The organism is Leadbetterella sp. DM7, from assembly GCF_040829825.2.
Taxonomy (GTDB): domain Bacteria; phylum Bacteroidota; class Bacteroidia; order Cytophagales; family Spirosomataceae; genus Leadbetterella.
This window is the reverse complement of sequence record NZ_JBFOLH020000006.1, coordinates 211861-235979: the sequence shown is the minus strand read 5'-3', so window position 1 is coordinate 235979 and position 24119 is coordinate 211861. Positions and strand designations below refer to the sequence as shown.

Genomic DNA, 24119 nt, shown 5'->3' with positions numbered 1-24119 from the left:
CTGAAAAGTGGGCCGTTTTTTATGGGGGAGTTCCGAACTTCAGAGTCTGAGCGTAGTCGAGAACCGGGCGTAGGCAAGAACCACAAGCCGTAAGCGAAAACCGCATACAGCTATTACCCCTTCTTTCAATATATCGCCGCCCGCTGCCCCTTCACGCGCTCGTCGGTCAAAAATTCATCAAAGGTCATCAGCTTATCCAGGCAGCCTTTTGGCCCGAGCTCAATCACCCGGTTAGCCACCGAGTTGGTCAGCTGGTGGTCATGCGATGTAAACAGGATAACGCTGTCATAATCTTCCATTCCTTTGTTCAGCGCCTGGATAGACTCCAGGTCAAGGTGGTTGGTAGGCTCATCAAACAGCAGCACATTGGAGTTGGCCAGCATCATCTTCGAGAACATGCAGCGCTGCTTCTCCCCTCCTGAAAGCACCGTACATTGCTTCAGGGCCTCCTCGCCTGAAAACAGCATCCTTCCCAGGAATCCCCGGATAAAGGTTTCGTCTTTCTCGGCAGAATACTGGCGCAACCAGTCTACCAGGTTCAGGCTGCTGTCGGTAAAATAATCGGTGTTGTCGTTGGGCAGGTATTCTTTGGTAATGGTCACCCCCCATTTGAAAGTTCCGGAAACCGGCTGCTTCTTTTCCGTCAGCACATCGAAAAGGGCGGTTACGGCCAGGCCGTCCTTGCTTAAAAAGGCAATCTTGTCACCCTTGGCCACCTGGAAGCTCAGGTCTTTAAAGAGGTAATCTCCCTCTTCGTTTTTATAGCTGAGATTCTCCACCATCAGGATCTGGTCACCCACTTCCCGCTCCGGCTTGAAGCCAATAAACGGGTACCTTCTTGACGAGGGCTGAATAGCGGCAATATCCAGCTTATCAATCATCTTCTGGCGGGCCGTAGCCTGCTTTGATTTGGCCACGTTAGCTGAAAACCGCCGGATAAACTCTTCCAGCTCTTTCTTCTTCTCTTCCGCCTTCTTATTCTGGTCGGCCTTCTGCTTGGCAGCCAGCTGGCTTGATTCGTACCAGAAGGTATAGTTACCGCCGTAAAGGGTGATCTTCTTGAAATCGAGGTCGGCAATATAGGTACAAACATTATCCAGGAAGTGCCGGTCGTGGGAAACCACGATCACCGTATTCTTGAAATTCATGAGGAAGTTCTCCAGCCAGAGAATCGATTCGATATCCAGGTTGTTGGTAGGCTCATCCAGGAGCAGCACATCGGGGTTTCCGAACAGGGCCTGGGCCAGCAATACCTTCACTTTTTCAGCCGGGTTCATTTCGGCCATCACCGTGTAGTGATAATCTTCTGAAATTCCCAGGCCTGACAGCAATGCCGCCGCATCGGATTCGGCCTCCCAGCCGTTCATTTCTGCAAATTCACCTTCCAGCTCCGCAGCCCGGTTTCCGTCTTCTTCTGAAAAATCTTCTTTGGCATACAGGGCGTCTTTCTCCTGCATTACCTCGTAAAGACGCTCGTTTCCGCGCATAACGGTATCCAGCACGCTATACTCGTCATACGCATTCTGGTTCTGCTTCAGCACCGACATCCGTTCTCCCGGGTCCATGCTTACATTCCCGGTGGTGGGATCTATATCACCCGCCAGTATTTTTACAAAAGTCGACTTTCCCGCACCGTTCGCCCCGATCAGGCCGTACACGTTTCCGGGAGTGAACTTCAGGTTTACTTCTTCAAAAAGCACTCGTTTCCCAAACTGCAGGGAAAGATTAGATACCGTTAACATAAATCTGATTAAAAAATTGAAGTGCAAAGGTACGCATTTATTAGGGCTTTTCCCTATAATAAGGCCGCTCCTGCGGGACTTCTATCCGATATTACTTCACTTTTCTGCATTAAACCTTTTATTTTCCCTTCTAAAAGCCCTTTTTTGCGAATCTATTCGTTTTATCTATTATTATTCGTTTGTAGCACGTGCTGAAATATTTTTATTGCTGTATTTTTTTGTTTCTGATGACCGGCGCAGTGGCTGACCGCCACCCGGTAAATCCGGTTTCCGGAGACCCCACTTTCCAGGAAAAACAAAATGCCTGGACAGAGAAGATTCTTTCGGAAATGACGCTGGAAGAAAAGGTGGGCCAGTTGTTCATGATAGCCGTTTATTCCAATAAGCGGGAAGCCGATTACCAGATTGTTGAAAACCAGATCCGCAAATACCACCTCGGCGGAGTAGCTTTCTTCCAGGGAAATGCCCTGAAGCAGGCCGAGCTCACCAATCGCTACCAGGCAGCCTCCCAGATACCTCTTTTGGTAGGTCTCGACGCCGAATGGGGGCTGGGAATGCGGCTGAACAACACCTATTCCTTCCCGAAAGCCATTACCATCGGGGCTGCAAAAGACAGTGGCCTGGCCGAACAGATCGGTGAGGAAATTGCCCGTCAATGCAAACGCATCGGCGTGCACATCAACTTCGCCCCTGTAGCCGACATCAACTCCAACCCTAAGAACCCTGTCATTAACTACCGTTCTTTCGGCGAGTCGGTCTCCAATGTATCCGAGCTCACCACCGCGTTTGTCCGGGGTCACCGCAAACAGAACGTTATGACCAGCGCCAAGCATTTCCCGGGGCACGGAGATACCGGCATAGACTCGCATTATGACCTGCCCGTTCTGAACCACAGCCTTCAGCACATCCGCGAGGTGGAGTCTGCCCCCTTTGTAGCGCTGATCAAAGACAGCGTATCGTCTATCATGGTAGGGCACCTGAATGTGCCGGCACTGGATAACGGGGTGCCCGCCACCGTATCGGAGAAGGTTATCAAAGGGTACCTGCAGAAAGAGCTGGGCTTTGAAGGCCTTGTGATTTCCGATGCCCTGAATATGCGGGGCCTCCTCAAAAGTTTCCCGGTAGGTGAAGCAGAAGTTCGCGCCTTCAAAGCCGGGAACGATATGCTGCTGCAGACGGCCAATATAGACAAGGCTTATAACGCCGTACTCGACGCCTGCATAAAAGGCGCCATCACCGAAGCAGAGCTCGATGAAAGCATCCGGAAAATCCTGAAAGCCAAATATTGGGTAGGGCTGAATGCTTACACACCCGTTGATCTGAAGAATATTACCGCCGAACTCAACAATGAAAAAAGCAAAGAGCTGAAGCAGCTGGTCTATAACAAAGCCGTGACCGTAACCCGCGATGAGTTCGGGCTTATTCCCATCAAGGGCCTTTCTACTGTCAATATGGCTTCTATAGCCGTGGGCGCTGACGAGGGCAACCTCTTTCAAAGTACCCTCGAACTCTACGGAAACGTAACCCCTTACCTGCTGGCCGATAAACCTGCCGGAAACGCCGAGTGGCAGCACGTGGCAGACGAGGCCGTAAAAAACGACCTGGTCATTGTAAGCATTCATAGAGTACGGCAATCTGAAAAGCTGGATTACGGCATTACCGAATCTACCCTTAACCTGCTGAGGGATATCCAGAAACGGTCACGCCTCATTGTCTGTGTTTTCGGTAATCCCTACAGTCTTAAGTTCTTTGATGAATTTGAAACCGTATTATGCGGTTTTGAAGACGAAGACGAGGCCCAGATGGCTGCAGCCAATGTGCTGTTCGGGGTCAACTCTGCCAACGGGAAAGTACCCGTAAATACGCTCTCGGCCGATGGCAAGCTTGACTACGGCTACGAAATTGAAGGGTTCCAGCGGCTGGGCTTTGCCATGCCCTCTGAAGTAGGCATGGACGCCGGAAAGCTGGATGAGATACACCGGATAGCCCAGGCTGCCATTAATGCCCAGGAATTCCCCGGGTGCCAGGTGCTGGTGGCCCGCAAAGGCAAAGTAGTATACTACGAAGGCTTCGGCAACCTCAAATACACCTACGGTGAGCCCGTTACCCGCCATACGCTCTACGACCTGGCGTCGGTGACCAAAGTAGCCTCTACCCTGCAGGCCGTTATGATGCTCTACGATCAGAAAAAAATCGATATTAATGAAAAGCTCTCTTTCTACTTACCAGAGCTTGAAAAAACGAATAAAAACCGCATTACCGTCAAAGATGTGCTGCTTCACCAGGCAGGACTGAAAGCCTTTGTACCGTTTTACGAAAACACCCGTTTCGGAAGCGAACAGCTCAATCCCTACTACTTCTCTACCGATACCGCCCAGCACGGTTACCTGAAGATATCCGATGACCTGGCCGTTAATCCCGTTATAAAAGACTCTGTATTTGCCTGGATAGAGAAAAGCCCTTTAATAGGTGCCCCGGGAACCAAATATGTGTATTCTGACCTCGGGCTCATCCTTCTTCAGCGGGTGGTGGAGCGCGTCAGCGGCCGCAATCTTGACGCATTTGTAGGCGTCAACATTTACGAGCCCATGGGCCTCCACAATCTCATGTACAATGTTTTCCAGCAAAAGCCCAGGAGCCTGATCGCTCCTACAGAAGTTTCCGGCGACTTCCGGAAGGCATCTATCCAGGGCACAGTACACGACCCCAACGCGGCCCTTTTAGGCGGGGTGGCGGGGCATGCCGGGCTGTTTTCGAATGCCTGGGACCTGGCCCGCCTGATGCAGATGAACCTGAACGGCGGCAGCTACGATGACCGGCAGTTCTTTTCGAAAGAAACCATTGATTTCTTCACCAAAAACCAGTCGCGTATCAGCCACCGGGGCCTGGGCTGGAACAAGCCCTCCGGGCCGGGCGACGGCACCGTCTCGCAGTATGCATCTGAGAAAACCTACGGCCATACAGGCTTTACCGGCACCTGTGTATGGGTAGATCCTGAAGCAGAAATGATCTTCGTATTTCTCTCCAACCGGGTGTATCCGTCGGCCGCCAACCAGAAGCTGATTCGTAATAAAACCCGACAGAAAATTCACGATGTGGCCTATAAAGCCATAACCGACGGAATTTGACCGGAATACATCGCAAAAAATTCCCGTTACGCCTACTCTTTTTGGAGGAGTCCTTTCTTATTGTGTAAATTGGTAGTAAAATATCAATTAACTATTTATGAAAAAATTATTCTCTTTCCTGCTTGTTTCGGGGATCTGGTTCTCAGCATGGGCCCAGGAAAACCTGGAATACCAGAAACCGCCGAAAGAAATCCTTGACCTGGTAGATTACGAAAGACCGCCCTCCGTTTCCATGGATTCTAAAAAAGAATACATGCTCTTCTCCTACCGCGACACCTACAAAACCCTGGAAGACCTGAACCAGGAGGAGCTTCGCCTGGGCGGGCTGCGGATCAACCCCGTAACCAACATTTCAAGCAGCGTTACCTATCTGAATAACCTCAAAGTGAGGAAAGTAAAAGATACGCAGGAGATCCAGGTAAAAGGCCTGCCCCAGAATCCGAAAATCACCTATTTAAGCTGGTCACCTGACGAAACAAAGATCTCCTTTACCCATACCGCCGCCGGTGGCGTGGAGCTGTGGATCCTGGACCTGGCCACCGCCACTGCCAGGAAGATCGGTACAGGTTACCTGAACGGCAACATGGGCAATCCCGTGAGCTGGTACAGAGACAGCAAAAACCTCCTGGTAAAATACCTGCCCGCAAAAAGAAAGGCGCTGATCGATACCCGGGTAAGCCTGCCCACCGGACCGATCGTTTCTACAGCGGAAGGGAAAGCATCGCAAAACCGTACCTACCAGGATCTGCTGAAAAACCCGGCCGATGAAGCCAACTTTGAAACCCTTATCACATCAGAGATCTACAAGGTAGACCTGACCGGGAAAAAAACACCTTTCCTGCCTGCCGGTCTTTATACCGATGAATCTTTTTCTCCTGACGGAAACTACGTGATGATCTCCGTACTCGGAAAACCGTTCTCCTACGTGGTTCCTTACAACCGTTTCCCAAGCAAATCAATTGTTTATGATAAAAACGGGAAGCAGGTTAAAGTCGTTAACGACGAGCCCCTGAACGAGGTTCTGCCGAAAGGTTTCATGGCCGTAAAAGCCGGAAAAAGAAACATGAACTGGCGGGCCGACGAACCGGCTACCCTGGTCTATGTGGAAGCCCTTGACGGCGGCGACCCGGCGAAAAAAGTGGACTACCGCGATGAAGTGTTTACCTGGAAAGCCCCCTTTAGCCAGCCTGCCGTTTCGCTTGTAAAAACGCAGCAACGTTATTCGGGCATCCTCTGGGGGAATGAGAAGCTGGCCATACTGAACGACCAGTGGTACGATACCCGCAGCACCCGCCGGTTTGTTTTTGACCCTTCTTCCAAAGCAGAACCCCGGCTCATTTCTGACCGGAACTCCCAGGATATCTATTCCAACCCGGGTAGCTTTGAAACCATCCGGAACCCGTACGGCCGGTATGTGCTGGCTATAGAAAACGGGAAAAGCTTCCTGGTCGGACCGGGACACACCAAAGAAGGACAATTCCCCTTCATTGATGAACTGGATTGGTCTACCCTGAAAACCAACCGTCTTTACCAGTCTTCGTACACCGATAAGCTGGAAGACATCCAGTCTATCCAGGATTTCAAAACCGGCGAGGTGCTGGTCATGATCCAGTCGGCTACCGATTACCCGAATTATTTCCTGCGTAATATTAAAACCAAGACAGAGCCGGTTCAGATCACGCATTTCAAAAATCCTTTTGAAAGCATCAGTAAGCTGCAGAAAGAAGTGATCAGGTACAAAAGAAAAGACGGTGTGGATCTCTCGGGAACCCTGTACCTGCCCGCCAATTACGACAAAACCAAAAAGGAGAAATTACCTTTGCTGATCTGGGCATATCCGCAGGAGTTTGTGGATAAAAACAGCGCCGGGCAAACGGCTCTTAACCCTAACCAGTTCACGTTCCCTTCTTACGGTTCATTTGTATTCTGGGCCACGAAAGGATATGCCGTACTGAATGACGCCGCCTTCCCTATTGTGGGTGAAAACGGTAAAGAGCCCAACGATACCTTCGTGGAGCAGCTGGTAGCCAACGCCGAAGCAGCCATCAAAGCGGTAGATGACCTGGGTTATATTGATACCAAACGCGTAGCCGTGGGCGGTCACTCGTACGGAGCATTTATGACGGCTAACCTCTTAACCCATTCCAAACTTTTCGCAGCAGGTATAGCCCGGAGCGGTGCCTATAACCGTACGCTTACCCCGTTCGGATTCCAGCGCGAGCAACGCAATTACTGGGACGTTCCCGGGGTGTATAACACCATGTCGCCGTTTATGAACGCCGAAAAAATGAAAACACCGATCCTGCTGGTTCACGGTGAGGCCGATAACAACCCGGGAACCTTCACGCTGCAAACCGAAAGGTACTTCCAGGCATTGAAAGGGCTGGGCGCACCTGCCCGCATGGTGATCCTTCCTAAAGAAAGCCATGGCTATGCCGCCAAAGAGAATATTCTTCACCTGCTGTGGGAACAGGATCAGTTCCTGGAGAAATATTTGAAAAAATAAGGTGATCTTTTAAGAATATGTTTAAATTTTGTTCCGGGAATTTATTTCGCTTAAAAAAATTCGCAAAATAAAGCCAAACGACAAGATTTAAACATATTCTTACTAGATTTGGACATGAAACAGAAAAAAATGCAGGAAGAAAACCAGATCAATATCGAACTTACGGAAGATGTTGCTGAGGGTGTCTATGCTAATCTGGCCATGATTGCCCACTCCAACAGTGAGTTTGTGGTAGACTTTATCCGGCTTATGCCGGGCATTCCGAAAGCCAAGGTAAAGTCGAGGATCATTCTTACCCCGGAACATGCCCAGCGCCTGTTACATGCCCTGGAAGATAACATCCGGAAGTACGAGGATACTTTCGGAGAAATCCGCCAGTCAGGTGAACCGGTGCCGTTTCCCATGAATTTCGGGGGGCCTATCGGAGAAGCATGAAACTTTTAACACTACAGATTGCCTGTACTACCGAACGGGCAATCTGTCTTTTATAGCCTTATGACCCGGTTCTTTCAAAAAGAAATAAAGCTGAAGCCTCAGAAAAGAGGTTTTCACCTGATCACTGACCAGGTGCTGAATGCCATACCCGAGCTATCGGAGATCACGATCGGCATTCTGCATGTCTTTATTAAACATACTTCTGCCAGCATCACCATTAACGAAAATTTTGACCCTACAGTAAGAGGAGATTTCGAAAGGCATTTTAACGCCACCGTTCCTGAAAATGCCCCTTATTACCAGCACAATTACGAAGGGGCAGATGACATGCCCGGCCACTTAAAATCATCTCTGCTTGGAAACAGCCTGCAGATTCCTGTAACGGCCGGTAAGCTTAACCTCGGGAAATGGCAGGGCATTTACCTGGGTGAGCACCGCAATTACGACACAGGCAGGAAGCTGGTGATTACGGCCTGGGGAGAATGCTGAATACACTTTCTCAGAACAAAGAAATATCTTTTACACACCGGAAGCCTACATGAACCAGGCTGGTTTCAGGCGAAGAAGAGGCTATTCCACCGATCTTAAAACCGTGGCAGACCATCGGGTCGCATAAAAAAGAGCCTCCGCGCTGGTTTTTCTCTCCGGGCCGGCTCTGCGAGTCGTCGCTGCACCACTGCCACACATTTCCGCCCATATCGGTAAGCCCCAACGCATTTTTCCCGAAATAGCCTACCGGAGAGGTGGCCAGGAACCCGTCTTCTACTGTATTGTGTACGGGGAATGTCCCCTGCCAGAAATTGGCTTTAAAAACACCGTCTTCCAGGAAATCGTCGCCCCAGGTATAGGTGTTTGCATATTCTTTATGGCCGTTTTTTTCGGCCAGGATGAACTCTTCACTGGTGGGCAGCCGTTTACCGGCCCAGCGGCAGTAGGCCTGCGCATCGTTCCACGAAACCTGGGTTACGGGGTGATCGTCTGCCGCTTTGCCGGCCCCAGGTCCGAACGGGTATTCCCAGTACGCGCCCTTCACCAGGTGCCACTGGCCCGTTGTAAAATCAAAGACCCCTCCGTCTCCGAACTTCTCAGCCTCTGTGGTATACGAAGTAGCCTGTACAAACTTCCGGAAGTCTGCCACCGTAACCGGTGAAACATCCATCCGGAAGCTGTCATTGACCCGTACCATGCCTTCTTCTTCCTGCGGTTTACACGCAGCCGTTAAAAGAAGCACGAACAGCAGGGCTGTATTTCGTTTCAAAAAAATCACCGGTATTATAGCTCCCTGATCCGGATATTCTTAAACCATACCGAATCTCCGTGGCCCTGAAGCGAGATTTTGCCTTTATTGTGCGGAGTGGCATAAGGCCAGCTCTTGAACTTACTTTTGGCAATATCTTCTTTCCATTTATCGCCGGCATACTCGTAATCGGCCACTTTCTTACCGTTCAGCCAGTGCTCTACCCTGTTGTTCTGTATTTTGATCTTTCCTTTATTCCATTCCCCGGCCGGTTTTACCGCTGTCAGGTCCAGTGGCGCATATACGTCGTAATTTCCGCCCGTTTTATGCACATCTTTGGGTGTTCCGGGGTAATTCACATCGTCTATGATCTGGTATTCCGGTCCGTATATGTACGGTTGCTCTTTTTCGTTTTTCTTATCGAGCACCTTGTAGATAATACCACTGTTTCCTTTAGGAGCCACTTTAAATTCAAATTCCAGCTCAAAATTACCGTATTCTTTTTTCGTCACCAGGTCACCCTCCTTACCGTCGGTGGTAAGCTCACCATTCACAATATTCCAGCCGGCTGTACTGTTACCGTCATTGATCTTCCACGAGTACCACTGGTTGAGGTCTTTCCCGTCAAAGAGTTTGACCCATTTGTTTTTTTGTGAAAACCCCGTATTTGCGGCTAGCATAGCCAATAAAAACATTACAATTCTCATAGTTTTTTGGTTTTTTATTCTTCAAATTTAAACGTAATCGCAGGTTTATGCATGAGTTTCTCCAAAGATTTTTTAGGCAGGGTGACCGTAGTGGTCTGGCCTTCTGTTTTCCATTTCACAGGCAAATTGCCGTCCAGGATGTACATTTTACTGCCCTGGCGCGGGGCATTTCCTTCCCATTGTACGGTTTCGGTTAACGGTTCTTTATTGAGCCGGATGGCATATCGGCGCTGATCTTCTTTTGCCCGTGTAAAATAAAAATTGCCCGAGCGGTAGGTATTCACCGTTCTTGTGGCATAAATAGCTTCTCCGTTTGTTTCCAGCCATTTCCCGATCTCCTGCAGCCTCTCAACCTGTACGGGTAAAAACTCTCCTTCAGCGGTTGGCCCTACTCCCAACAGGAGGTTCCCACCTTTGGCCACAATTTCTACCAGGGTGTGAATAACCCGTTCCGAAGATTTGAACCGGTCGTTCGGCACATAGCTCCAGGCGCCTCCGAGCGTAATGCAGCTCTCCCAGGGATCGTCCTGCTTTTCAGCGGGTATCCCCTGTTCGGGGGTACGGTAATTTTCATACTCACCGTGTACGGTGCGGTCTACAATCAGTATGCCTTCCTGGTTTTTGCGGGCTATTTCCGCTACTTGGGGCATATCTATTTCCTGGTCAAACTCGGGAATGGGCGCCCCCCAGCTTAACACTTCGGCATTAACCGTGCTTCTGGGCCGCACCCAGCCGCCGTCCAGCCACAGGATATCCACTTTCCCGTATTCCGAGGTCAGCTCATTGATCTGGTTATGGGTAAATTCCCTGAACTTATTCCACCGCCACGGATTTTTGCGTATATCGTAATTCACATTCCGGTCAGGTGTGGCGTACTTATCCCACCAGAAATACTGCGAATGCCAGTCGGGCTTCGAAAAGTAAGCCCCTATCAGCATACCCTCTTTCCGGAAAGCGTCAAAAACGTACCGGGCTACATTGGCCCGCGGATCTCCTTTAAACGGCCCGGCCGTGATCTTATAATCGCTGTATTTGGTGTCAAACATATTGAAGCCGTCGTGGTGCTTGGTGGTGAAAACCAGGTATTTCATCCCCGCGGCTTTAGCGGCAGTGGCCCATTGTTCCGGGTTAAATTTTACCGGGTTGAACTTCTCGCTCAAACCCCAGTACCATCGCTTATAATCATCGTACCGCACGGTGCTGTCGCGGTTTATCCAGTCTTCGTTGCAGATACTCCAGCTCTCAATAATGCCCGGCACAGCGTAAATGCCCCAGTGAATGATCATGCCGAACTTCTGGTCCCGCCAGTTTTCCAGGTTAGCGGCTACTTTGGGGTCTGTAGGGTAATGGTATTCGGCAGAGGTAGGGTGTAAGGTATTCTGTGCGAATACCGGTACTGATAAAAGAAAGAATAAAAAGAATCGGTTGGTTAATTTCATCGGTTATCCGGCTGGTACTTTATTAAAACATAATAATAACAGAATTTTTTATGATTCAGTACCTTATACAATGATTTTCTGACAGGATAAGCACCGCGATTTAAAATTTTGCGCCGTTGTCTATTAAATAATATTGGCTATATTGCGTTGATTAATACGTGCTGTTGTTAATTATTACCTGATTATCCCTTTTTAAGTGAGAATTCTTTTCTTTTCTTTTCTTCTGTTTCCGGCAGTAGCATTTTCGCAATGGAACTATAAAAGCCGGTATACACAGGGATATTATGCCGAATTCGGTGGTCCCAGCCGGGGTGCTTCATTCAATTACAGCCGGGTGTTGTACGAACAGCCGAAGGGCTTCCTGGCTTCGTCTGCCGGCCTGGCCTATATCTGGGGTTACGCCACCATACGGGGGCAGTCTAACCCCGGGGGCTTCCAGAACAGCGGACTGGGCATACCCCTTTCCCTTACGTATAATTACAGCCTGGGCAACATCGATGAACGGTTGAAAAACCGCATCACCCGGAAATGCATTACCCGGCCGCCCCGGTATTATTTTGACTGGTTTGCAGAGGCCGGCGGCGCACTTACCCCTTCTTTTTTCAATAAGGCTTCCAATGAAAAAAACCGGATCGTTTATTCGGGTATCCTGGGCTTACGCATACAGCTGAAGATCAGCCGGCCGTACAAAGACAACGACCTCGTTATTTTTGCAAGGGGAGGGATATCTCCTTTTTACGATAAAAAAACCTTTCATTTTACCCAGTTGGGATCACTTTACGGGTCACTGGGCATAGGCATTTAAGACCGGATTATATTTTCATCGGGAATCACGTTTTTACCGGTAAGCTTCAGGTAAAGCTGTGCCAGCACCACCACATCTTCGCGGCAATATTCGATGATCTTTTCCGTGTTTTTATGTACATAATACTGCGTATTCACTTCTGAGCCGTTCATGGTGCTTTTGCTGCCCGGAATACCCAATACCGCGGCCAGGAGATCCAGCGAAGTATAGTGCTTATAATCGCCGAATTTCCACATTTCCAGGGTATCCAGGTGGGGAATTTCCCAGGGTTTCTTGCCTGAAATATTCAAAACCCGGGGTAACGGAATACCATTGATCAGCATTCGCCGGCACAAAAAAGGAAAATCAAACTCTTTTCCGTTATGGGCACATACGATAAGATTTTTCCCGGCCGGGTGCTTTTCTACCAGGTCGCTGAACGCAGCAAGCAGGTCTTTTTCCTGCTCTGCATACAGCGATTTCACTTTCAATTTTGTTCCGTTTTCATAGAAGCCGCCCACCCCTATGCAAAGCACTTTGCCGAATTCAGCGTAAATGGCTGCCCGCTCAAAATACAGGTCTTCGTACGGCTCATCACGCCTGAAAAAAGAAGATTTCTTTTCCCAGTGGGCTTTGAGCCGCTCAGGTAACGACTCAAAGTCTGCCGTAAGAGAAACGGTCTCAATATCCAGGAATAAGATGTTTACCATAGCGAAGCGTGGAAAAATAACCTGTTCTTACAGGCCGTGGCGGGCTGAAATCTCCAGCATCCGGTCAATAGACTGCCGGGCAGCCCGGATGGTCTCTTCCGGCAGAATAATCTCCGGGGTTTCGTCTTTCATGCACCAGTACAGCTTTTCAAGGGTATTCAGCTTCATGTACGGGCAGTCAGCACAAGAGGTACACTGGGTTCCGTTACGTTCTGTAGCCGCCACATGGAAGATCTTATCCGGCGATGCCTTCTGCATCTGGTGCAGAATACCGGTTTCTGTAGCCACTATAAACTCCTTCTCCGGGCTGTTTATCGTATATTTCAGTAAGCCTGTGGTTGAGCCCACGTAATCTGCATGCTCCAGAACCGCGTTAACGCTCTCCGGGTGGGCGATCAGCTTGGCATTGGGGTGTTGGTCTATCATCTCCTGTATAAGCCGCGCAGAGAAGGTTTCATGCACTATACAGGCCCCGTCCCAGAGAATCATGTTCCGGCCGGTTACCTTGTTCAGGTAAGCTCCCAGGTTTTTATCCGGGGCAAAAATGATCTGCTGGTCTTTCGGGATGCTCTCCACAATTTTTACGGCGTTTGTGCTGGTACAAACAATATCGGTAAGGGTTTTGAGCTCTGCCGAACAGTTCACATACGAAATCACAAGGGCATCAGGGTACTGCTCTTTAAAGGCTTTAAATTTATCGGCAGGTGCCGATTGTTCCAGCGAGCAGCCCGCATGTATATCCGGCAGCACCACCTTCTTTTGCGGGGAAAGTATCTTGGCGGTTTCAGCCATAAACCGCACCCCGGCAAATACAATCATATCGGCCTCTGTTTTTGCCGCTTCCTGCGATAACCCCAGGCTGTCACCGATATAATCGGCTATGTCCTGTATATCAGCTGTCTGATAATAATGTGCAAGAATAACCGCATTCTTTTCTTTCTTTAAACGTTGTATTTCTTCTACCAGCTCGTTCTCTTTCATAACTACTTTCTTTAAATAATTCTGCCCTTACCTGTTTGATCCTTTTTTTCAGCTATAGTTTATATTCTGACGTTTTTATTCTGCCAGGTCACATACAGACCCGTTCATTATTGCCTTGCACAAGCCCTTTAAAACCCTGCTCACCTACCCCACCCTCAACTTTTCACTAAAGTTATCTACTCGCCACTCTTTACCCGGAACTCTCCACTCAAAACTACCCTACCCCAGCTAGCTACCCTTAACTCTCCTGCCCCGAACTCTTCCCCGGGAACTAGCTCCCTAATTCACATAATCCCCCCTCAGCTCCCTGAACCGTATCCTTGCCTGGGCATTGAATATGCTTCCCGGAAATTCCGTCAGAACCCGCCGGTAAAGCTCCATGGCTTTCTGCTTGTCTTTCAGGTTTTCATCGGTAACCCTCGCCAGCAAAAACAGCGCATCATCGGCCAGGATATCCCCGGCATACTTTTCCACAATGGTATTCAGGTCATTCACCGCTTCCGGTATCCGGTTTACCTTCAGCAGGGTATTGGCCCTTAGCCATAAGATTTCGTCGGCCAGGGCATGTGCATTGTACTCTTTATACAGCGTATCCAGCACCCGGATGCTCTCTTCGTACTTGTTCTGAAAGATCAGCAGGTCTACTTTTGAAAAACGGGCCAGGGCCGTTTCTGAAGTATCCAGGCCCGTGTTATCTTCAATCAGCAGGCTGAGCTGCATGGCATCGTTGGAAATCTCTTTTGACGTAGCTTTTTTCAGGATATCCAGGATGTCTTTTGAAAGCGCAAACTGCCCGGTATAATACTGAAGCTTGGCATTTTTCAGGCGCGCAATTTCTCCCAGGTTGTCTTCTTTCTGCGATTTTTCCACCTGCATATACAGCAGGGTGGATTCCCAGGGCTCGTCTTTGAGCAAATAAATATCGCCCATGTCCAGCTTGCACTGGTCTCTGAACCGCGGATTGTTATTCATAGACCGGATGGCCATTTCCAGCGTACTTATCGCCCCGCTGTAATCATGAAGATAGAAAGCCTGCAGCAGGGCCATATTCCGCATGGCTTCTGCCGTTTTAATGTTATTGCCCAGGTCGGCTATCAAACGTTTGTATTGTTCAATCAGGTCTGTTATTGCTTCATCTTCAATAGGATATGAATTTTTAACAACTTCTTCCTTGCTCTTGATCATCCAGGTTCTTGCATACGGATACAATTCACCGTCAGGGTATTCATCCATAATATACTGGTACATCCTGGCTGAGTTTTTATAGTCTTTCGACTGGTAGCTCTGGTAAGCCAGCTCAAACACTTTACTGCCTCCCTGGTTCAGTCTCTTATCCAGTGAGCGGGCCTGGATAAACGCCCGTGAGAAATCGCCTTTCTGGGCAAACCACCAGATCAGGATCTCCGAATAAAAGGTTTCATTGGGTTCATTCTGTATCCTGGTAAAAAGAAGGGTCTCTATGAATTTTATTTCATCTTCTGTTACAAAGGCATCCTGGATAGTCGCCTTCACATAATCCGGGTTACCGTTTCTCCGGCCGTAACTCAGCACCTCCTCTATCATCTTATCCTTCATATTCAGCAGGTTATACGTTCTGGCCAGCCAGGTATCCAGCTTATACGGGTTCTTTGTTACCTCACGGTCTTTCAGGATCAGCTTAACCAGCAGCTCCAGCTTCTGGTTCCTGTAAAAGAAATTCATCAGCTCCAGAACCTTCATTTCCGAACCGGCAGCTTCATCAATAAGCTTGTCAAATTCACGCATGGCCTGCTCTTTTCGTCCGCTGTTCTCATACACCTCGGCCAGGTCTGCACGGTAAGAAATGGTATTTCCATAGCGGCTGATCTGTGTCTTGATAAACTTTTCAGCAGTGTCGTAATCCCGAAGCTTAAAAAGAACAGCCACATAGTCCATGTGGATCAGCGAAGCATATTTCTTATCGTCGCTGAGCTTTTTATATATTTCTGCCGCCTTATCATATTCTCCCTGCTTATAATAGGTATAAGCCAGCTCAAGGTCCTGCGCGCTGCAGAAATGGAAACCCAGGAGCAGGATGATCACCGGTTTTATTATTTGCCTGAGCATGATAATATTAATAATTTAATCTATTTAATTTTAATCTATTGTTTTATACTATAGGTGTTGATTTGTGGAAACTTTTCAGGCATGTGGTTAAAAGGGTGAACGTGTGTATAAGTTTTAACGATATTAACATTTAATTGTTTGAAATTCAATCTTTGCTCTCTTTTTGTGGATTAATTTTATTCCTGTTTCAGATGTTCACTTGCTTCTGAATAATTCGACTGCTTTCTGTGTATTTGGCTGAGTTATTCAGACAGGTCCGGGAGATGACCACAAGCTACCCGGCCAATTGTGGATTCGCGGGCATTATCCCCGGTCTTTTACACAAGAAAAACACAGGGTTGTCCACAGGCTTATTCAATTTTTAATGTTCTGAATTCATAATTGGCTCTTACCCGGAGCGGCTCTTTGGTGGTCACTATTTTTTCAGGCAGGATGAGCTTTTCCAGGTCACCGGGATCCCATATGCCGTTATCGTTGGTATCGTAAATAACGGTTATATGGTATGTGCCGGGCACTATGTTTTCGAAGAGAAAACGACCTGTGAAACGTTGCCGGGCGAATTCTTTATTTCGCTGTTCACTTTGCAATATGGCTATTTTCGGAAGTTCCGAGTCTCCCGTTTCGCCTTCCAGCAAACCGGTCTGATCGGGCTGCAGAACGGGGTTTTTGAATATCGTTACCGTGTTGATATCGCCCAGGTAGTTTTCAAATATATTGGCAGGGAGAGTGAGCTCGGTTTCTCGCTGTGCCTGGGTCTTTACTTTTATATTAATATGTTGATTATCAATTAATTGTATGTTTATTTTTTCTTTTTCCAGGGTGTCTGTCAGGAAACGGATACGGCCGGTATCCACCCTTACCAGGGGTTTATCGAAGAAGAGCTCATAGCTGATACTGGAGGTAAGTTCCTGCCCGTTTTTAATGTTGCTGCCAACGGCTAAGGTAGCCGGCTTCCTTTTTTTGTTTCTTTCTTCCTTGAAATATATTTTCTGGCGTAGGGTATCGGTTACCAGTAACGAATCCTGAAGTAAAATAACCGTTTTGACCGTATCCGGGAGGGTTTCTTTCAGTTTGTAAAAGTCAAGATGATTCCCGGCCAGCTGGTAAGACAAGGCGGTGGTATCGTCCAGGTTTTCGTAGCTTACCCTGGCTTTAAAAGCATTTTTATCCAGCTGAACCACAAACTCGTTTTCTCTTGAAATAGCTCTTTTGATTTTGTTGCGGGAATGGTCTGCCGGGTATACTTCTATTTCCGGGAGGTTGACGTTTGACTCCAGATGAAGACTATCAGGCAGGAAGCCCAGGAATTCTTCTTTCTGATCATAACGCAGGTTGTTGTTTTTGTCGGTAAAGGCCAGCAGGAAATATTTGTTGTTTTTCACGTTCTCCAGCATGAATTTTCCTGACGAGTCTGTTTTGACAAAGTACAATGGTTTTTTCTTGGAAAATGGCAGGGTATCAGCAGGGTACAGGCCTACGGTTACGTCAAGCTTAGGCTCTTTTGTAAACAGGTCGGTTACCAGGCCGGTGAGCTGTAAAGAATCCAGTTCATTTCCTGTACTGATAACCAGCTTCAGATTTCTGGCCGGGTTTCTTTCGGTGAGATCTTTTATCCCGTTTCTGAAGTTGAGTGTATAGGTGGTGTTCTCGGCGAGTGGCTTGTCAAATTTCAGGGTTACTGTATTATTTTTTACTTTGGTTTCATAGGCACTTCCCGGATCAGGTACAATAAATAGTTCATTTTGCAGGGAGGAAGCATCCACCAGCTCATCGAAGGTCAGCTTGAACTCCTGGCCTTTGAAATTCCGGGTTTTATTTTCAGGGAAAGAAGAAACCAGCTCGGGTGGTGTTTTATCGTTCTGACCTCCGGTGGGAGGTACAATTTGTGCACACGAAAGCACAATAAAGCTTAGCAACAGAAAGCAGGTCAATTTCATCAGGTCATGAGAAGTGCTGATGGGTTTTAACCGGCTTGTCCTGGAAGTTTTCATATAGATCGTATATGGGTTTAAATTTAAATGAGTTTTAACGGCCAAGGTATAACATCAGTACTGAAATATCCGCCGGTGATACTCCGCTAATGCGGGAGGCCTGACCCAGGTTCATGGGCTTCACCGACGATAATTTCTGCCTTGCTTCAATAGAAAGCGACTTTAGAGCTGTATAGTTGAAATCGGGATTTAATTTGATTTCATCCAGTCGCGACATTTTTTCGGCCAGCAGCAATTCTTTTTCTATGTATTTTTCATATTTGATTTTGATTTCCGCCTGCTCTTTCTGGTCTTTTGTATACCCCGTAATAACAGAATCAAAGATTTCATCGTTACCCGATAACGCGGCAATGCTTAATTCAGGGCGTTTAAGGAGGTTATAGAAAGTACTTTTTTCTTTGATTGGGGCAGAGCTTATCCGGGTTAAATACGGGTTGATTTCTTCAGGAGCTACCTTGGTTTGCTCCATTTTCCGGATCAGTTCTTCTGATTTTTTAATCTTCTCTTCTACCTTTTTCAGCCTTTCATCTGAAGCCAGGCCTATTTCATATCCTTTTGGAGTCAAACGTATATCGGCGTTATCCTGCCGTAAGATCGTTCTGAATTCAGCACGGGAGGTAAACATCCGGTACGGTTCATCTGTTCCTTTATTTACCAGGTCGTCAATGAGAACACCAATGTAGGCTTCATCTCTTTTAAGGTAAAATTCACTTAGCTCATGGGCTTTTCTGTGGGCATTTATACCTGCTATTAGCCCCTGGGCGCCGGCTTCTTCGTACCCGGTAGTACCGTTAATTTGCCCGGCAAAGAACAGGTTTTCTACCAAACGGGTTTCAAGGGTAAGCTTTAATTGGGTGGGCGGAAAGTAATCGTACTCAATGGCATATCCGGGGCGTAGCATTTTTACATTTTCAAAACCCGGTATTTTGGTGATGGCCGCATATTGAATATCCTCTGGCAAAGAGGTTGAAAAGCCGTTTACATACATTTCTATAGTAGTACGCCCCTCGGGCTCCAGGAAGATCTGGTGGTTGTCTTTCTCGGCAAAGCGGTTGATTTTATCTTCTACCGATGGACAATACCGTGGGCCCAGGCCTTTAATTCTCCCGTTAAACATGGGTGATTTATCAAAGCCTTTACGGAGCTCTTCGTGTACAGCCGTATTGGTGTAACTGATCCAGCAGGAATTTTGTTTTATTAAATGAGGAGTATCGGTATACGAGAACTTTTCAGGGTTTTCATCGCCCAACTGCTCCTGCATGGCCTCATAATTGATGGTTCTTCCATCTACCCGGGGGGGTGTTCCGGTTTTCATTCTACCCGATTCAAAGCCCAGGGATACCAGCTTTTCGGTTATTCCAAAAGCAGCTGACTCCCCTGTCCTGCCCCCGCCGAAGTTCTTTTCACCAATATGTATACGCCCGTTAAGAAATGTACCGTTGGTCAATACTACGGTTTTAGCTTTTATTTCTAACCCGAGCGATGTTTTAATGCCTGTGGCCTGTCCGTTTTCAACCAGGATATCGGTTACCATTTCCTGCCAGAATGAAACATTTGAATTTTTCTCAAGCTTATCCCGCCAATTAAGGGCAAACTCCATCCGGTCTGACTGGCACCTGGGCGACCACATGGCAGGACCTTTCGAGCGGTTCAGCATTCGAAACTGGATCATGGTTTCATCGGAAACGATACCCGACATACCACCGAGGGCATCTATTTCACGCACAATTTGTCCTTTAGCCACGCCGCCCATTGCCGGGTTACACGACATTTGAGCAATGGTTTGAAGATTCATGGTAACCAAAAGAACCTGTGAACCCATTACAGCCGCCGCATGAGCAGCTTCACACCCGGCATGGCCGGCCCCTACCACAATTACATCGTATTTACTAAACATACACTTTGATGTTTCACGTGAAACATAAGTCTGAATGTTTCACGTGAAACTTTTAATTTATCCTTTTAAAATAGTTATCCGTTTGGTTTTTATAGAAAGGAGTAAAATTGGGCGGGGTAGTCCGGAGTAGCTCTACCTGCTTTTCTTTCTCCTTTTTGAATTTTTCCAGGTCCGGCGGACTGGGTTTATTAAATTTAGTGGCCGTACGCGATTGTCGTGTAGGGTCCATCTCCTGTTCTTTTATAGCTTTATCGGCTTCCAGCAGCCGCGTTTCTATACCGCGTTGGCGGCGTTTTAATTCAGGGCTGATCCGCTTATTGACCAGGTCTTCCTCCGATTTTTCCATCTCTTTTTGGATATCCTTCAGTTCATTTCCGAGCTTTTTACCGGCTTCGGTACCGTTCATCTTTTCCTGCATTTCCTGGAGTTGTTTCCTGAGTTTGGCCTGCTCGTTAACAATCTTCGCAATCTCCTCTGATATTTCTTTTTGGGTTTTTCCTTCGCTCCCTATCCCCTGCAAGCGCTCGTTGATCATTTTTTGTTTCTTGCCAAACTCACCCGATTCGTTGCCCGGCTTCTCCCCTTCTCCTGATCCTGATGAAGACATTTGCTGCTGCATTTGCTTGAATACATCACTCAACATAAGCGCCAGGTTATTCATAGAGGTCATGCTCGACTGTTGTTTGGAGGCTGCATTCGGAAGCTTACGTTCACGGATCAGCTTAACCGATTCATCAATATTGTTCTTCATAGAGGTAACTTCCTTGGTAACCATAGCCTCCAGCTGCATTACCCTGCCGGCCAGGGCAAAAAGAGAATCCTCAATAATCTTGGCATCATTTGAGATATTCAGCTGCTCTTGGGAGAGCGGTATGAACCGGGGGTCTGATACGGCTATCGTGCGGAAGTTCTTCATGATCCGCTCCTGATCATGAGATATTTTTATCAGGTTTTCCAGTATTTCACGCAGTGCATTCATATCTACATGTGCCTGCTGCATTTCAGCTGACTGCATTTGCTCTTCGAGTGCATCTGCCATTTTCTTCATTTTCTGCGCTGCATTCTTTTGCGATTTTGCCGCTGAATCGTTTTTCTTCTGTTGCAGGTTAGATTTAGCGCTTTTCTGTTCCTGGCTGATATCTTTTTGTTCTTCTTCGCGGGCATCAAATGATTTGTTCAGCTCGTTACTTTGCTTTTCAATATCTTCCAGTTTTTTAGAAAGATTTTCAAATTCTTTGTTCAGCTGGTCCTGCTCTTTTTCGAGGTTCTGGCTTTCTTCTTTCCCGGCTTTTTCGGAAAGCTCTTCCTGTTTTTCGCTCATATCGCGAAGATTTTTTACGGTTTCCTCTATTTTCTGCTTGCGTTGAAGATCTTTAAACAGGTTAAGCGTTCTGTCGAGCTCTTTGTCCAGGTTGCGTTGCTGACGGTTATACTTTTCCAGCTGATCGAGCGATTTTTCGTCCAGGCTCTTCTCCAGCATTCTTTTTAGCTCTTCCAGCACTTTGGAGTCTTCGTTCTTCATCAGCTCATTGAGCATCTTTTGAAGCATTTCCATTTTATCGGTCAGCTTCGGATCCAGCCGGTCAAAACGATTTTGTTTTTCCAGCAGCTCCTGTAGCTGATCTTTTAAAGACTGTAATTCTTTGTTTAATTCTTCTTTCTTGTTTAAGAGGCGTTCCAGGTCTTTTTTATCCTGAAAGTCGGTTTCTTTCTTTTTCTTTAATTCGTTTTCAAGGGTATTCAGGTCTTTTTTAAAGTCTTTCGACTTTTTCACCAGCTCTTCAAATTTGTCGTGGGTTTTATTCACTTCTTTTTCCACATCCTGTGCATATTCTTCTACAGTAGGCATACGGAAGGTTAAAAGAGAAGATTTGGTCGATTTTTTTCCGTTAACCCCGTCATTGTCGGTAACGATGAGGTAGTATTCCAGCTGATCGTTTTTCTGAAGGCCAAGTACATCGAGGTCAACCTGGTAAAAGAAGGTTTGCGATAAAGAAGTTTTATTAAAGGGTATAGGGATAAGCTTAAAGTTTTTCTCATTGGTTTTCCGGTAAGCAAACCGGAAATCAGAAATACCGTAGTCGTCAGAGATGGTCCCACCTATCCCGATATAGTTATACAGGGAAGAATCAGAAATCTGTTCAAAGTTGATTTGTGGATATCTGTCGGGGATAACGTTAATAAAGTAATTGATAGGGTCGGCATTGCTGGAGTTGGCATTCTTCAATACGATCTCATACGCCGTAGTTCCGGATATTTTTTTCTGATAGTTGTAATCAGAGAATAAACCTTTTTCCACATTAATCTTTTCAGTGCTGTCAAAGACCATCTCGAAGCTGTCGGTTTCATTGGTTTTGAAAACCCAACGGATCAGTGTGCCTTCCGGAACCACCAGGTTACCCACATTGTCAAACTCTTCTGATGGTTTACCCAGGTAAGGCGGGTATTTGAGCGAAACGCTGAACGACAAAAGATTGGGCCGTGAAACCAGGTTTATCCGGAAAGAATTAGAAGTATACCCGCCGGCAAGGAAATGGAAATCGGTGCTTTCCTGGATGTGGCTGAACGTATAGTCGAACGTACGCTCGTCAGAAATATTCATCTTGTATTTACGGCCATTGGAGACCAGGAAAACTTCTTCGGGAAGCGAGTTACCGATCAGGCGGAGATCCAGCTTGAAATCTTCGTGCTGAATAGCATCCAGGTTTTTATTGAGTATTTCAAATTGGAAAGGGGCCGGCTCGGCAAAAGTTTTATTGAATTTTACGATCCGTTCGGTACTGCTGAAAAATTTGGGGGCGATAGCTGAAATCAGGAGCACCAGTGCTAGAGGCGGAATAGCATATTTCAGGTACTTCCGGTTCTCCCGAAGGTTAATGGCATCTGCGAAGCGAACCAGGCGAAGCTCTTCTGTTTTTTGGGCAATACCCGCTTCTAACAGCGCGTTTTCTGTAGAAGACAACCGTGAGAGCTGCAGAGTATTCAAGAGTTTGTCTTTTACATCCGGAAAGAACCGTCCGATCTGTACAGCGGCTTCTTCATCACTGATAGGTTGATTAATATGGAACAGGTGAAACGCCGGTTTCAGGATATATTGTGTAAGAGTATACGCCGATACGCCGATAAAGCCCAGTAATAGAACCAGGCGGAAGGCCGTTCCGAAACGACCGAAGTATTCCAGTGAATTCACTACAAGAAATGCACCTATAATGAGAGCCATGCTGATCAATAACCCTTTAATCAGCTGGTTCTTGTACAATTTTCTCTTATAATCGGCTATTTTATCCAGTATCGATAGTACGGCGCTGTTCATAACATTTAAAGGTTTAAATCAAGCGATACCGGGCAGTGGTCAGACAGGAATACATCCGCATGTATCTGAACGTTTTGCAGGGCATCGGCCTCCATATTTGCTGCAAATATATAATCTATCCGCCAACCCAGGTTTTTTGCACGTGAACCTGCACGGTACGACCACCAGGTGTAATGATGCGGATCTTTCACCTTATGCCGGAAAGTGTCTACAAAGCCGGCTTCAATGAATTTGCCTACCCATGCCCGCTCTTCAGGCAGAAACCCGGAAGTTCTGGCATTGGATTTCGGATTGTGAATATCGATATCGGTATGACAGATATTCACATCTCCGCAGATCAGGAGAGGCAACCCTTCTTTTTTCAACTCTCCGGCATAGGTATAAAAGTCGTCGAGGAAATTGTATTTTACACCCTGGCGTACGTCACCGGTGGTGCCGGAAGGGAAATAGGCCGAAACCAGCTGGAAATGATCATAGCGGGCCAGGAGAATCCGGCCTTCAGCATCGTATAGCTCCTTACCAGATCCTGTAACTATCTGATTAGCAGGTTTCTTTGATAAAATAGCTACGCCAGAGTACCCCCTTTTTACGGCCGGATACCAGTAACAATGAAAGCCCAGTTCGTCAAAAACAGGTTCAACAAGCTGAGTTTCAGCCAGTTTAATTTCCTGCAGACATAGGATATCCGGGTTTTCGCGGATCAGCCATTCCCTCAAACCCTTATTGAGGGCAGAACGAACTCCGTTCACATTGAACGTTATAATTTTCATACGTATAAAATAATCCCGGTCTTATTGTTCCGTTGCTTACAGGTGTACCCCCACCTCTTCCCTGAAATAACGGATCACATAATGCTTTAAAAGGGTCTCCTGGCTCATCAGGTCTATCGGGGGTATTTCACGGATTTGTTTCCAATGCGGCCAGCCCTCTTCATCTTTGCCTTCCAGCGTATAAAAACCACCGAGGCTCAGCACCTTGCAAATGGCAATATGCATGAGGTCCTGCTTTTGCTCCTTATCAAACCGTAACGCACCTTTGCCCAGCTCCTGTACTCCTATCAGGAAAAGAACTCCGTTCAGATCTTTGGGCTTTTTACCGGTAGTTTGTTCTAGAAAACGAACTAAATTGCCCCATATTTCCTTATCATCTAACGACATACGACTT

At 47.2% G+C, this 24119-nt stretch carries 17 protein-coding genes; 5 read left to right on the top strand and 12 right to left on the bottom strand.

Translation table 11 applies throughout. The annotated features are described in order from the left end of the window. Positions 1 to 125 precede the first annotated feature (125 nt). Positions 126 to 1742, bottom strand: a complete 1617-nt coding sequence (locus AB2U10_RS09690; protein ID WP_367913893.1) for an ABC-F family ATP-binding cassette domain-containing protein — start codon at positions 1740 to 1742, stop codon at positions 126 to 128. Between the two features lie 227 nt (positions 1743 to 1969). On the opposite strand from AB2U10_RS09690, the gene AB2U10_RS09685 reads away from it, so the two are divergent. The 4 genes from AB2U10_RS09685 (at position 1970) to AB2U10_RS09670 (ending at position 8300) form a co-directional block, all read left to right on the top strand. Further along, positions 1970 to 4870 carry a serine hydrolase domain-containing protein gene (locus tag AB2U10_RS09685; protein ID WP_367913924.1) on the top strand — a complete coding sequence of 967 codons (2901 nt, stop codon included), beginning with the start codon at positions 1970 to 1972 and terminating at the stop codon, positions 4868 to 4870. Between the two features lie 97 nt (positions 4871 to 4967). Continuing rightward, positions 4968 to 7376, top strand: coding sequence for a S9 family peptidase (locus tag AB2U10_RS09680; RefSeq protein ID WP_367913892.1), 2409 nt, complete (start codon positions 4968 to 4970; stop codon positions 7374 to 7376). Positions 7377 to 7490: 114 nt separating this feature from the next. Then, positions 7491 to 7811: a DUF3467 domain-containing protein gene (locus AB2U10_RS09675; protein WP_367913891.1), complete on the top strand. Its 321-nt coding sequence runs from the start codon at positions 7491 to 7493 to the stop codon at positions 7809 to 7811. Positions 7812 to 7871: 60 nt separating this feature from the next. After that, positions 7872 to 8300 (top strand): secondary thiamine-phosphate synthase enzyme YjbQ, encoded by a 429-nt coding sequence (locus tag AB2U10_RS09670; protein ID WP_367913890.1) that lies wholly within the window; start codon positions 7872 to 7874, stop codon positions 8298 to 8300. 10 nt (positions 8301 to 8310) lie between these two features. Here AB2U10_RS09670 and AB2U10_RS09665 read toward each other — a convergent pair whose 3' ends face one another. Genes AB2U10_RS09665 through AB2U10_RS09655 form a run of 3 tightly spaced genes read right to left on the bottom strand, consistent with a single transcriptional unit; the run spans position 8311 to position 11194 of the window. After that, positions 8311 to 9069, bottom strand: a complete 759-nt coding sequence (locus AB2U10_RS09665; RefSeq protein WP_367913889.1) for an SUMF1/EgtB/PvdO family nonheme iron enzyme — start codon at positions 9067 to 9069, stop codon at positions 8311 to 8313. A 14-nt stretch (positions 9070 to 9083) separates the two neighbouring features. Then, positions 9084 to 9755 (bottom strand): 3-keto-disaccharide hydrolase, encoded by a 672-nt coding sequence (locus tag AB2U10_RS09660; protein WP_367913888.1) that lies wholly within the window; start codon positions 9753 to 9755, stop codon positions 9084 to 9086. Positions 9756 to 9769: 14 nt separating this feature from the next. Next, the gene (locus AB2U10_RS09655; RefSeq protein WP_367913887.1) at positions 9770 to 11194 is read right to left on the bottom strand and encodes an alpha-L-fucosidase; all 1425 of its coding nucleotides are present in this window, start codon (positions 11192 to 11194) and stop codon (positions 9770 to 9772) included. A gap of 196 nt (positions 11195 to 11390) precedes the next feature. Here AB2U10_RS09655 and AB2U10_RS09650 point away from each other — a divergent pair, with 196 nt between their 5' ends. Next, positions 11391 to 11999: a hypothetical protein gene (locus AB2U10_RS09650; protein ID WP_367913886.1), complete on the top strand. Its 609-nt coding sequence runs from the start codon at positions 11391 to 11393 to the stop codon at positions 11997 to 11999. Here the strand turns inward: AB2U10_RS09650 and AB2U10_RS09645 are convergent. From AB2U10_RS09645 to AB2U10_RS09610, 8 genes are all read right to left on the bottom strand, one after another. Beyond that, positions 11996 to 12688, bottom strand: a complete 693-nt coding sequence (locus AB2U10_RS09645; protein WP_367913885.1) for a 3'-5' exonuclease — start codon at positions 12686 to 12688, stop codon at positions 11996 to 11998. The genes AB2U10_RS09650 and AB2U10_RS09645 overlap by 4 nt on opposite strands. A 27-nt stretch (positions 12689 to 12715) precedes the next feature. After that, on the bottom strand, positions 12716 to 13669 hold the full coding sequence (nadA, locus tag AB2U10_RS09640) for a quinolinate synthase NadA (RefSeq protein WP_367913884.1): 954 nt from the start codon (positions 13667 to 13669) through the stop codon (positions 12716 to 12718). 279 nt (positions 13670 to 13948) lie between these two features. Then, the gene (locus AB2U10_RS09635; RefSeq protein WP_367913883.1) at positions 13949 to 15754 is read right to left on the bottom strand and encodes a tetratricopeptide repeat protein; all 1806 of its coding nucleotides are present in this window, start codon (positions 15752 to 15754) and stop codon (positions 13949 to 13951) included. 350 nt (positions 15755 to 16104) lie between these two features. Next, the gene (locus AB2U10_RS09630; RefSeq protein WP_367913882.1) at positions 16105 to 17745 is read right to left on the bottom strand and encodes an Ig-like domain-containing domain; all 1641 of its coding nucleotides are present in this window, start codon (positions 17743 to 17745) and stop codon (positions 16105 to 16107) included. Positions 17746 to 17779: 34 nt separating this feature from the next. After that, positions 17780 to 19642, bottom strand: coding sequence for a tRNA uridine-5-carboxymethylaminomethyl(34) synthesis enzyme MnmG (gene mnmG / locus AB2U10_RS09625; protein WP_367913881.1), 1863 nt, complete (start codon positions 19640 to 19642; stop codon positions 17780 to 17782). Positions 19643 to 19694: 52 nt separating this feature from the next. Beyond that, complete coding sequence (locus AB2U10_RS09620) at positions 19695 to 22955, bottom strand: ATPase (protein WP_367913880.1); 3261 nt, start codon at positions 22953 to 22955, stop codon at positions 19695 to 19697. A gap of 5 nt (positions 22956 to 22960) precedes the next feature. Beyond that, the gene (locus tag AB2U10_RS09615; protein WP_367913879.1) at positions 22961 to 23725 is read right to left on the bottom strand and encodes an exodeoxyribonuclease III; all 765 of its coding nucleotides are present in this window, start codon (positions 23723 to 23725) and stop codon (positions 22961 to 22963) included. 36 nt (positions 23726 to 23761) lie between these two features. Next, complete coding sequence (locus tag AB2U10_RS09610; RefSeq protein ID WP_367913878.1) at positions 23762 to 24112, bottom strand: hypothetical protein; 351 nt, start codon at positions 24110 to 24112, stop codon at positions 23762 to 23764. Positions 24113 to 24119 lie beyond the last annotated feature (7 nt).

What these genes read in the sequence shown, in the direction of transcription:
- AB2U10_RS09690 (WP_367913893.1), bottom strand. Translation starts at nt 1,742, where the DNA reads ATGTTAACGGTATCTAATCTTTCCCTGCAGTTTGGGAAACGAGTGCTT.
- AB2U10_RS09685 (WP_367913924.1), top strand. Translation starts at nt 1,970, where the DNA reads ATGACCGGCGCAGTGGCTGACCGCCACCCGGTAAATCCGGTTTCCGGA.
- AB2U10_RS09680 (WP_367913892.1), top strand. Translation starts at nt 4,968, where the DNA reads ATGAAAAAATTATTCTCTTTCCTGCTTGTTTCGGGGATCTGGTTCTCA.
- AB2U10_RS09675 (WP_367913891.1), top strand. Translation starts at nt 7,491, where the DNA reads ATGAAACAGAAAAAAATGCAGGAAGAAAACCAGATCAATATCGAACTT.
- AB2U10_RS09670 (WP_367913890.1), top strand. Translation starts at nt 7,872, where the DNA reads ATGACCCGGTTCTTTCAAAAAGAAATAAAGCTGAAGCCTCAGAAAAGA.
- AB2U10_RS09660 (WP_367913888.1), bottom strand. Translation starts at nt 9,755, where the DNA reads ATGAGAATTGTAATGTTTTTATTGGCTATGCTAGCCGCAAATACGGGG.
- AB2U10_RS09655 (WP_367913887.1), bottom strand. Translation starts at nt 11,194, where the DNA reads ATGAAATTAACCAACCGATTCTTTTTATTCTTTCTTTTATCAGTACCG.
- AB2U10_RS09645 (WP_367913885.1), bottom strand. Translation starts at nt 12,688, where the DNA reads ATGGTAAACATCTTATTCCTGGATATTGAGACCGTTTCTCTTACGGCA.
- nadA (WP_367913884.1), bottom strand. Translation starts at nt 13,669, where the DNA reads ATGAAAGAGAACGAGCTGGTAGAAGAAATACAACGTTTAAAGAAAGAA.
- AB2U10_RS09635 (WP_367913883.1), bottom strand. Translation starts at nt 15,754, where the DNA reads ATGCTCAGGCAAATAATAAAACCGGTGATCATCCTGCTCCTGGGTTTC.
- AB2U10_RS09630 (WP_367913882.1), bottom strand. Translation starts at nt 17,745, where the DNA reads ATGAAAACTTCCAGGACAAGCCGGTTAAAACCCATCAGCACTTCTCAT.
- mnmG (WP_367913881.1), bottom strand. Translation starts at nt 19,642, where the DNA reads ATGTTTAGTAAATACGATGTAATTGTGGTAGGGGCCGGCCATGCCGGG.
- AB2U10_RS09620 (WP_367913880.1), bottom strand. Translation starts at nt 22,955, where the DNA reads ATGAACAGCGCCGTACTATCGATACTGGATAAAATAGCCGATTATAAG.
- AB2U10_RS09615 (WP_367913879.1), bottom strand. Translation starts at nt 23,725, where the DNA reads ATGAAAATTATAACGTTCAATGTGAACGGAGTTCGTTCTGCCCTCAAT.
- AB2U10_RS09610 (WP_367913878.1), bottom strand. Translation starts at nt 24,112, where the DNA reads ATGTCGTTAGATGATAAGGAAATATGGGGCAATTTAGTTCGTTTTCTA.